Genomic DNA, 10312 nt, shown 5'->3' on the forward strand with positions numbered 1-10312 from the left:
AAGGCGCTCCAAGGCATCGACCCTCTGGCCGAAGTGGAACTCGGCGCCGAACGGCTTGATCTGCTCCATGAGCCGGTCGGTCAGCTCCTGTCCGGTCACCATGACGATGCCGGGAATGTCGTAGATCGGCTTCTCAGGATAGAGCTCGGCGCACTGGCCCCCCGGTCGGTCGAGAATATCGACCACGTGGGCCTTGATGTCGAGCAGGCCAAGTTCGAACACCGCGAAGAGGCCGACCGGCCCCGCCCCTACGATCAGGGCATCTGTCTTGATCACGTCGTTTGCCATTACGTTCGCTCAGAACTGCTTGTCGGGTATGCGCACCACGAGCCCGTCGAGATCCTCGGTCACCTTGATCTGGCAGGACAGCCGGCTCGAGGGCCGCACGTCGAAGGCGAAATCGAGCATGTCCTCCTCCATCTGCTCCGGCTGCCCGGTCTTCTCGCGCCAGGCGTCGTCGACATAGACGTGGCAAGTGGCACAGGCGCAGGCGCCGCCGCACTCGGCCGCGATGCCGGGGATCGAGTTTTTCACCGCCGCCTCCATCACCGTCATGCCAGGCTCGGCCTCGACGACGCGTTCGGTCCCATCGTTCTGGATAAAGGTGATCCTGGCCATGTTCTTGGCGCGCGAGGCGATCGTCCTGACATCGGGGGCTTCGGACAGCGGCTTAAAGCTCGCGCCCGAGGGAGAGCGCGAGAAGGGGGCCCCGCTCGCGGCCCGTGCTCTATAGGGCAAATGGGAAAGAGACTCCAGCGCCTTCGACGGGCGTTTCGACGCGCGGAACAAGCGGCGGAATTGGCCTCAAACGTCCTTGAGCAGAGACCCGATATAGGCGCGCGCCTCGCACAAGGATTTGTCGATCTCCTCGACCTGCGTGCCGCGCGAGCGGGCAAGTATTTCGCCGGCAAGCCCTTCCGCACGCTGAGCCGCCTCGGCCACCTGCCAGGCGCCGACGGCGCGGGCCGAACCCTTGATGGTGTGGGCGGCGTTCTTCCAGTCGAGATCGGTCCGGCTCTGCTTCAACTGCTCGAGATAGACGAAGGACTGCCTCGAGAAGAGCTCAAGCACCTCGCGCTCGAGCGCGCGCTCGCCGAGCGTATAGCGAGACAAGTGGACGAGATCGATGGGATGGGAGGACGACTTAGGGCCTGCAACCGGCCGCCCTGCTTCAGCCCACGCCATTTCGCTTGCCATGGTCCTTGCTCCCCTGCTTGACCTCAAAGCAATGAACTCGCTTAAGGCGGCCGAATGGGACGCTTTTTTGTTGCATCGCGGAAGGCTCCGGGGCGTTTGTGTGACGAACGTCCCCGAAATCCTGTCACCTTCCTGCAACCAGACCTCTGATCTACGCGATTCTTGGCCCGGCGACAGCCTAAATTACCGAACGATACTAAAAGGTTAACCGGCGTAAACCATACCTGCCGATTAAACTTTTTTTAGCCCTAAAAATTCGTTAACGATGAAGGAAGAGGGGGAAATGCGTCGGGGGGCCTTCCCGGATAATCTATCCGGGAACGGGCGCCCCAGCTTAGACGCGACGCGCCTGCTGCGTAAACGGGTTGGGTTCGGGGGCGCGCAATTCTCCGAGATCTAGTCGGTGCGAGGAACGCGTGATGGCGCAAGAGCAAGCGAAAACGCCGCCTGCAGGTGCGGCTGACGGAGCCAAGGACGACGGTAAGCCCGGGCTCGAAGGTCTCTTCAGACCAGCCGACAACAAGCCCACAGAGGGGCAAAGCCCCGCGCGCAGCGGCGAGCTTCCGCGACGGACCACGCTTGCCGAGCGGCTCAGGGCCGAGCAGCGCAAGCGCGAAGAGCAGCAGCAGCCGAAGCGCGAAGAGGCGCGGCGCGAGGAATCCAAACGCGACGAAATCTTCCGGCGCGACGACACGGTGAAGCGGGACGACAGCGCAAAGCGCGACGAGATCCTCGGCCGCCGCGAGCCGCGTGAGCCGCGCGAGGAGCCGAAGCAGGAGGAGGCAAAGCCCCCGCTCGAATTCACCGAGACCGCGCCGCCCGCCGGCGCGGGCAGCGCGCCGAAGCAATTCGCCCGTACGCGCCGGCCAGCAGGCCCTCCCCCGCAGCGGCGGCTTGCCCCCCCTGCCAATGACGACGTCCCCTCGATCGGCGGCCTGATCTTTGCCCTCCAGCAGCGCCCGGCGCGCACGCCGTTCCTGGTGGCGCTCGTCGCCTCGGTCGTGTGGTTCATCATCGGCGGATTCTTCGCCTTCGGCCTGATCTCCGCGCAGATGGCCTCGGGCGGCGTATCGGGCCTGCTCGGCAGCGCCTCCGCGCTCACCGCGGCGGTCGCCATCCTCGTTCCCATCGCCATCTTCTGGTTCCTCGCGCTCCTCGTGTGGCGCGCGCAGGAGCTCCGCCTCATGGCCTCGGCCATGACCGAGGTCGCGGTCAGGCTCGCCGAGCCCGACAAGCTTGCCGAGCAGTCGGTCGCCTCGGTCGGCCAGACCATCCGCCGCCAGGTCGCCGCCATGAACGACGCCATCTCGCGCGCCATCGGCCGGGCGAGCGAGCTCGAGGCCATGGTCCACAGCGAGGTCGCGGCACTCGAGCGCTCCTATGGCGAGAACGAGCACCGCGTCAGAACGCTGATCAGCGAACTCGCCACCGAGCGCGAGGCGCTCGCCAACAACAGCGCGCGCGTGAGCGAGGCGCTGAAGGGCGTCGGAGCACAGATCGCGCGCGACATCGCCGTGGCGTCGAGCAGCATCGACCAGAAGCTCGCCGAGCGCGGCACCCAGTTGACCGAGCTCTTGGTCGCGCGATCGAGCGAGGCAGCCGATCAGGTGCACAAGGCGCAGACGCGCGTCACCGAGGTCATTCCCGGGCTCCTCGACCGCTTGAGCAAGGAGCAGGGTCGCCTCACCCAGGTGATCGACGGCGCCACGCAGAACCTCGCGGCGCTCGAAACCGTCATGGTCCAACGCACCGGTGCCCTCGACAAGACCATGAAGGAGCGCACCGAGGCCCTCCAGAGCACGCTCGCCGCCCGCATCAAGGGGCTCGAGACCTCCGTGGCGCAGGGCGCCCTCCTCCTCGACAACACCATGAAGGAGCGCACCGAGGCCCTCGCCGCCACCGTGGTCCAGGGTGCGGCCGGCCTCGAGAAGACCTTCAAGGATCGCACCGAGGTGTTCGCATCCTCGATCGTCCAGGGCGTGAACCTGTTCGACAAGACGCTGAAAGACCGCTCGGAGGCGCTCATCACCACCGTGGCCCAGAACGCGGTCGAGCTCGACAAGGCGCTCAAGGACCGTACCGAGGCGCTGGTCGGCACCATCGGCCAGGGCGCGGTCGTGCTCGACAACACGCTGAGACAACGCACCGAGGCCCTCACCAGCACCATCGGCCAGGGCGCGGTCATTCTCGACAAGACCATGAAGGACCGCACCGAGCAGTTCGTCTCGGCCGTGAGCCAGGGCGCCGGCGGCCTCGACAAGATGATGCGGGAGCGCACCGAGCAATTCACCGGCCTCGTCGCGCAAGGTTCGGTCGCGCTCGAAAAGACGCTGAAAGAGCGCACCGAGACCTTGACCAGCACGATCGCGCAAGGCTCGGTGCTGCTCGACAAGACGCTCAACGACCGCATCGGCCATTTCAACGCCATGGTGGATCAGCGGGCGCTCCTGCTCGACAAGCAGCTCGTCGATCGCACCAACACCTTCGCCAATGCCCTCGATCAGAGGGCGGGCGCACTCGACAAGGCGCTGCACGACCGCACCACCCAGTTCGTGGCGGCGATCAACCAGGGCGCCACCTCGCTCGACAAGATGCTGACCGAGCGCGCCGAGAACTTCACCAACGCCCTGCTCCAGCGCGTGCGCGTGCTCGAGCAGGCCATCACCCAGCAGACCGGCTCGCTCGACAAGACCATGACCGAGCGCGCCCAGGCGGTGATCATGGCGCTCGCCGAGCGGCTCCAGGCCATCGACAACACCTTCAACCAGCGCGTCACCGAAACCGACCGCATGCTCGGCGAGCATGCCCGCCAGACGCAGGATGCCTTCGCCAAGCAGACGGCACAGCTCAACCAGGTGCTCGCCAACAACTCGGCGATGATGCAACAGACCGCAAATCAGGTCGGCGCGCAGTCGAAGGAGGCGGTCGGCGTGCTGACCAGCCAGACCCAGACGCTGCGCGAGGTATCGCGCGGGCTGCTCGACCAGATCCACGGCCTCACCCAGCGCTTCGAAAGCCAAGGCCAGGCGATCCTCACCGCCGCCAAGGCGCTCGACTCGTCCAACGCCAAGATCGACTCGATCCTCGAGGGCCGGCACCAGGCGATCATCGCGCTCCTGCACACGGTCAACACCAAGGCGCAGGACCTCGATAGCATGATGCGCAACTACGCCGGCATGATGGAGAACACGCTGACGCAGGCCGAACAGCGGGCGCGGCAGGTGGGCTCGGCGCTCGCCCGCGACACGTCGAACCAGGCGCAGACGGCGCTCGCCCAGATCGAGCGGCTGCGCGAGGAGGCCCAGGCGCACACCAACCGCGCCGTCGCCGACCTCAAAAACAGCTTCGAGCAGGTCATCACCCAGATCGGACGGCAGCTCGAGCAGATGCGCGGCCAGTTCGACTCGACCTCGCGCGGCATGCACGAGGTGGCGAAGAAGACCGCGACCGACCTCGATGGGCTGCGCCAAGAGATGCAGAAGCGCATGGAGTCGCTCCCCGAGCAGACCGCTCAGACCACGGCCGCCATCCGCAAGGCGCTCGACCAGCAGGTGAAGGAGATCGAGCAGATCGCGCCGGTCCTGACGCGCGCGGCGAGCCAGGCCGTTGCCCAGCCTCCCCTGCCTCCTGTTCAGGCCAGCGCCGGAGGCGACCCGTTCCGCCGCGGCGGACAGCCCTCCGGCGGCTTCGATCTGCCGCCGGTCGGGCGCGGGGGAAGCTACGACCTTCCGCCGATGCCGAAATTCGATCCGCGCGGCCGTCCGCTTGCCGCCAGCGAGGGCGAGAGGGATCAGGGGGCGGGAAGCCTCGCCCAGCAGTTCGGCGGCGCATCCTTCGCTCCGCAGGGCGGCCAAGGCGGCGCGCCCCGCTTCGGCAGGCCCGACACGGCTCCGCCTGAGTCAGGCTTCGGCGGCGGCCAGGGCTTCGGCGCCCGCCCCGTGCAGCAGGCCGTGCAGCAGCCCTCCTCCCCTCTCGGCGGCGGCAATCAGCTTCGACTCGATGAGCTTGCGCGCGCCATCGATCAGCGCACGGCGCAGGAGGTCTGGTATCGCCTGAGGTCCGGCGACCACGCCGCGCTCGGCCGCCACATCTACAGCCTCGACGGCCAGGCCACATTCGACGAGATCGCGCGCCGCTACGACCGCGACGCCGATTTCCGCGGGACCGTGGATCGCTATATCGGCGACTTCGAGCGCCTACTCGGCGAGGCCGAGGCGAGCGACCCCGAAGGCCGCACGGTGCAGAACTATCTCGTCTCCGAGACGGGCCGCGTCTATCTTCTGCTCGCGCATGCGAGCGGCCGGCTCCGCTAGGGATCAAGAAGCGAGGCTCCCCCAAACTTCGGCCCCCCGCCCTAAAGGCGGGGGGCTCATGTTTTTCGGGGGGTTCCATTTCGTCATTCCCGCGCGAGATACGCCTTCGCAGTGCCGTCTGGTTCCCGCTGGTACGGGTCAGCCGGGCAACAATCGTGGATGGCCGGGACAAGCCCGGCCATGACGATCTCTGATATCAGAGGAACAGGACTAGGCCTTGCGGGAGGAAACCCAGGTGGTGGTGTCTTGCAGGACCTCGGTGAAGCCCTGGTTCAGGGCGGCGATGGCATCGCCCGGGGAATCGGTCGCGGCCGGCACGCGCGCGCTGAAGCTCTTGGTGGCGATCACCCGCCCGGTGGAGAGATTGACCAGCTTGGCGAAGATCTCGATCTCGGCGACGGCCTTGCCGCTCGAGACGTCGATCTGGAAGGCACGAAGATCGGTGGCGAGCGCATATTGGCCGTTGGTCGCGCTCACCGACTTCACGGCGCCGGAATTCTGGAAGGTCTCGATGATGCGCGCCTGCACGAGACGCGGGAGCCGGTCGCTCCACGCCACGCCCTTGTAATAGGAGACCTGATCGGCGGTCGGCCGCACCATCAAGCGGTCGGTCTCGAGCGCGTGGATTGCGGTCGGCTCGTAGACCACGAGCTGCCAGGACGCGGGCCTCGGCGTGGCGGCGAAGGAGCGCGGGGCGACGAGGTCGAAGGTCGCAGGCGGGCGCGATCCGGCGGCGAGCGCGCAGCCGGCGAGCGCGAGGCAAAGCATGCCCGCAGCAAGCGTTGGCGCCGACCGTGACATTGCGATGGCCCCCCTGTCCGAGGTCACCCTATTGGCCCCCAAGGGTGGGTTATTGTCCTTTCGGAGTGTATTCCGGGACCTGGTTTCCACCAAGCAAAAAACCTTTTGGATCAGCCTCTAGCTTCTCCAGAATGCGGTTCAATGTGACCGCCGTGCGGCGCCCCTCCTGCATGAAGGCGCTGAACTGCTGGAGGCTGTCCTTGGCCTGACGGGTGAGGCCGTCCATGTTGTCTCCAAGCGACACTTCAAGCTTGCCCGACAAGGTCTTGAAGTTGTTGGCGCCGTCCTTCACGTCGCTGATGGCGAGCGCGATCTCGTCCTTCTTCGAGGCGAGCATGGCCGTGACTTGCTCGACATTGGCGACGGTCTTGTGGATCGACTCCTGATTTTCGGCCACGAGGTCGTTCAGCCGGGTGAGGAGCGCATTGGCGTTGTTCATGACCGCGGGCGCGGCGTCGAACAGGCCCTGCCCGCCGCCCGGATCCGCCTTAATGGTGGGAATCGGGTCGGCGTCGGTCGCGACCAGGAAGGGAGAATCGGGCGTGCCGGGCGTGATCTGGATGCCGCTGCCGCCGGTCAGCCCCATCGAAACCATGGTGGCGCGGGAATTCTCGCGCACCGGCGTGTTTTCGCTCACGCTGATCAGGACGTGGACTTTGCGCGCGTCGTCCGGATCGAGCGAGAAGGACTGGACTTCGCCCACCTTCAGCCCCTGGAAGCCCACGCTCGATCCCGTGGTGAGCCCCGCGACCGAGCTTTCGAACACCACGTAGTAACGCTTGCCGCCGCCAGCGAAGTTGCTCATCCAGAACACGAAGATGAAGGCAAAGGCGAGCACGCCGAGAACGAACCCCCCGATCATCAGATAGTTGGCTTTGGTTTCCATCCGACCGGTTCCTTACGTCGACATTGGCAAGAGCTTAAGCGGAAATCGGGATCTTCGCCCTTCCGCCCGGGGGCGAGGCGGCGCGCGCCCGCTCGCCGCAGAAATATTCCTTGATCCACGGGTGGTTGGGCTGCCGCTGCAACTCGCCCGGAGAGCCGGTGCGCACGATCTTCCGATCGGCGAGCACGGCCACCCGGTCGCACACGGTGAAGATGGTATCGAGGTCGTGGGTCACCATGTAGACGGTGAGCCCGAGCGTCTGCTGCAGCTTGCGCAGCAAATGGTCGAAATCGGAGGCGCCGATCGGGTCGAGCCCGGCGGTCGGCTCGTCGAGGAACACGATCTCGGGGTCGAGCGCGAGCGCGCGGGCAAGCCCCGCGCGCTTGCGCATGCCGCCCGACAGCTCGGAGGGGAATTTGTGCGCGGCGTTCGGCGGCAGGCCCACCATCGACAGCTTGAGGAAGGCGAGATCGTCCATCATCGCCTGCGGCAGGTCGAGGTGCTCGCGCATCGGTACCTGGATGTTCTGGAGCACGGTGAGCGAGGAGAACAGGGCGCCGTCCTGGAACAGAATGCCCCAGCGCTTTTCGATATCGAGGCGGTCGGCCGTCGACAGCGCCTTGGCATTCTGGCCGAATAGGCTGACCTCGCCCTTGTCGGGCTTCACAAGCCCGGTGATCACGCGCATGAGGACCGACTTGCCCTGGCCCGAGCCGCCGACGATGGCGAGGATCTCGCCGCGGAAGACGTCGAGATTAAGCCCGTCCCATATCTGCTGGCTGCCGAAGCTCTTGGCGAGCCCCCGCACGCGGATCAAGACCTCGCGTCCGTTTTCGACGATCACACCCCGATCCCCGACAGGAACATGGCAAAGACGGCGTCCAAAATTATCACCAGGAAGATCGCCTTGACCACGGCGCTGGTCACATGTTTGCCAAGGGATTCGGCGCTGCCCTCGACTTTCAGGCCCTCAAGGCAGCCGACAAGCGCGATGATAACGGCCGCGAACGGCGCCTTGATCATGCCGGCCATGAAGTGGAGGTAGTCGACCGCCTCGTGCAGCTTGTCGAGGTAGTTCGTGGTATCGAGACCGAGCACGACGAAGGCCATGAGCCCGCCACCGGCAAGGCCCATGATGTCGCCGATGAAGGTGAGGAGCGGCAGCGCCACGACGAGCGCGAGCACGCGCGGCAGGACGAGCGTGTCCATGGGATCGATGCCGAGCGTGCGCATGGCGTCGATCTCCTCGCGCATCTTCATCGAGCCGATCTCGGCGGTGAAGGCCGAGCCCGAGCGGCCGGCGACCATGATGGCGGTGAGCAGGATGCCCACTTCGCGGAGCGCGAGGATGGCGACCATGTTGACGGCGAAGGGCTCGGCCCCGAACGGCTTCAGCTGCACCACGCCCTGCTGCATCACCACCGCACCGATGAGGAAGCAGATCAGCGCGATGATGGGCACGGCCCTGAAGCCGGCGTGGTCAAGATGATGGACGAAGGAGGTGCGGCGGAAGCGCCAGGGCTGGCGGATCATGCGGCCGAGAGCCGCCGTGACCTCGCCGAGAAAGGCGGTGAGCTGGACGGCGTCGCGCCAGACGCTGGTCACCGTCTTGGTCATGTCCTCGCCGAACTGGGTAAGCGGATTGGGCTTTTCGAGCTTGGGCCGCTCGATATTGCCGCGCCGCTGCACCTCCTCGATCAGGACGCGGAAGGCTTCGGTCGCTCCAGCGTAATGGGTGCGGAGCCCGCTCGCCTGCCAGGCATTGGCGGTGCGCTGCAGGAGCCAGGCGCCGGCCGTGTCGATCTCGGCGATGCCGGCGATATCCATCTCGCCGGTGAAATCCGGGGTGGGCGGAATGGGAACGCGCAAGCGCTTGAGCGCCGTGTCGAGGCGGACGGCTTCGGCGACGGTCCAGGCGCCGGTCGCGATCAGCCGGAAGGTCGTGCCCCTGAGCTCGACCCTGAAGCCCGGGGCGCGGGCTTGGGTTGGGAGGACAAGCTGGTGGTCGCGCTTGAGCATGGACGAGCTTAGTCTCTTGGATGAAGGTGACCGGCGACGCCTCTAGAAACGCACTGTTTTTGAACGAAAATCCAGGAGAAAGAAAGGCGTGATGGGAGGGAGCCTGAAACTCCGCGCAACCGTCGAACGCTTTCCCATTGCCGGCGGATTCACCATTTCGCGCGGCTCGAAGCACGAGGCGGTGGCGGTGGTCGCGCGATTGAGCGACGGGGAGCATGAAGGCCGGGGCGAGTGCGTGCCCTACGCGCGTTATGGCGAGACCGTCGAGGGGGTGTTAGCCGCGGTCGAGGGCTGCGCTGGCGCCCTTGCCGAGGGGCTGACTCGGGCGACGCTGCAAATGCTGATGCCGGCAGGAGCTGCGCGCAACGCGATCGATTGCGCGCTTTGGGATTTCGAGGCGAAGCGCTCAGGCCGCCGGGTCAGCGAGCTTCTCTGCCTGCCGCCGCTGCGTGCGGTTTTGACGGCCTACACGCTGTCGCTCGGCACGCCGGAGGCGATGGCGGCGAAGGCGCGCGAAGCGAGCGCCTATCCCCTGCTCAAGCTCAAGCTCGGGGGCCCGGGCGACGAGGAGCGCCTCAGCGCAGTACGGGAGGCCGTGCCCGCAGCGCGCCTCATCGTCGATGCGAACGAAGCCTGGCAATCCCATGAGGCGGAATCGCTTCTTGCCGCCGCAGCGCGAGCGCGCGTCGAACTGGTCGAGCAGCCGCTGCCGGCGGGTAACGACGAGATGCTTGCCGATATCGACCGGCCCGTTCCTGTGTGCGCCGATGAGTCAGCGCATGACAGCGCCTCGCTCGACGCGCTCGCCGCACGCTACGATGCGGTCAACATCAAGCTCGACAAGACAGGAGGCCTCACCGAGGCGCTTCGTACCGCGGAGCGGGCGCGCGCGCTGGGGCTCAAGATCATGGTGGGGAGCATGGTCGCGACCTCGCTTGCGATCGCCCCTGCTCTTCTCCTCGCGCAAGACGCAGAGTGGGTGGATCTCGACGGGCCGCTTCTCCTCGCGCGCGACCGCGTGCCGGGGATTGCCCATGACGGCGCGCTTCTGTTCCCGCCCGAGCCTGCGCTCTGGGGCTGAGGCTTTTCGCCTCAC

At 66.4% G+C, this 10312-nt stretch carries 9 protein-coding genes; 2 read left to right on the forward strand and 7 right to left on the reverse strand.

Going from position 1 to position 10312, the window contains the following annotated elements; genetic code table 11:
• The 3 genes from VFB18_RS01815 to VFB18_RS01825 all read right to left on the reverse strand — a co-directional run.
• On the reverse strand, positions 1-288 hold a 288-nt coding region (locus VFB18_RS01815), incomplete at its 3' end, for an NAD(P)/FAD-dependent oxidoreductase (protein ID WP_324970566.1).
• A 9-nt stretch (positions 289-297) separates the two neighbouring features.
• Positions 298-618, reverse strand: a complete 321-nt coding sequence (locus tag VFB18_RS01820; RefSeq protein ID WP_324970574.1) for a 2Fe-2S iron-sulfur cluster-binding protein — start codon at positions 616-618, stop codon at positions 298-300.
• A gap of 186 nt (positions 619-804) precedes the next feature.
• Positions 805-1197, reverse strand: coding sequence for an Hpt domain-containing protein (locus VFB18_RS01825; protein ID WP_324970567.1), 393 nt, complete (start codon positions 1195-1197; stop codon positions 805-807).
• A 419-nt stretch (positions 1198-1616) separates the two neighbouring features.
• Between VFB18_RS01825 and VFB18_RS01830 the strand changes: the two genes are divergently transcribed.
• Complete coding sequence (locus tag VFB18_RS01830; RefSeq protein WP_324970568.1) at positions 1617-5510, forward strand: hypothetical protein; 3894 nt, start codon at positions 1617-1619, stop codon at positions 5508-5510.
• 210 nt (positions 5511-5720) lie between these two features.
• Here the strand turns inward: VFB18_RS01830 and VFB18_RS01835 are convergent, their stop codons facing one another.
• Genes VFB18_RS01835 through VFB18_RS01850 form a run of 4 tightly spaced genes read right to left on the reverse strand, consistent with a single transcriptional unit; the run spans position 5721 to position 9216 of the window.
• Positions 5721-6311, reverse strand: coding sequence for an ABC-type transport auxiliary lipoprotein family protein (locus VFB18_RS01835; protein ID WP_324970569.1), 591 nt, complete (start codon positions 6309-6311; stop codon positions 5721-5723).
• Between the two features lie 49 nt (positions 6312-6360).
• Entirely contained in the window at positions 6361-7197 is an 837-nt protein-coding gene (locus VFB18_RS01840; RefSeq protein ID WP_324970570.1) for an MlaD family protein, read from the reverse strand.
• A 34-nt stretch (positions 7198-7231) separates the two neighbouring features.
• Entirely contained in the window at positions 7232-8041 is an 810-nt protein-coding gene (locus tag VFB18_RS01845) for an ABC transporter ATP-binding protein (RefSeq protein ID WP_324970571.1), read from the reverse strand.
• Positions 8038-9216, reverse strand: coding sequence for an ABC transporter permease (locus tag VFB18_RS01850; protein ID WP_324970572.1), 1179 nt, complete (start codon positions 9214-9216; stop codon positions 8038-8040). The genes VFB18_RS01845 and VFB18_RS01850 overlap by 4 nt, the downstream gene beginning before the upstream one ends.
• A 91-nt stretch (positions 9217-9307) precedes the next feature.
• On the opposite strand from VFB18_RS01850, the gene dgcA reads away from it, so the two are divergent.
• Entirely contained in the window at positions 9308-10297 is a 990-nt protein-coding gene (gene dgcA / locus VFB18_RS01855) for an N-acetyl-D-Glu racemase DgcA (RefSeq protein ID WP_324970573.1), read from the forward strand.
• Positions 10298-10312: the final 15 nt, after the last annotated feature.

This window comes from Methyloceanibacter sp. (genome assembly GCF_035650995.1).
Taxonomy (GTDB): Bacteria; Pseudomonadota; Alphaproteobacteria; order Rhizobiales; family Methyloligellaceae; genus Methyloceanibacter.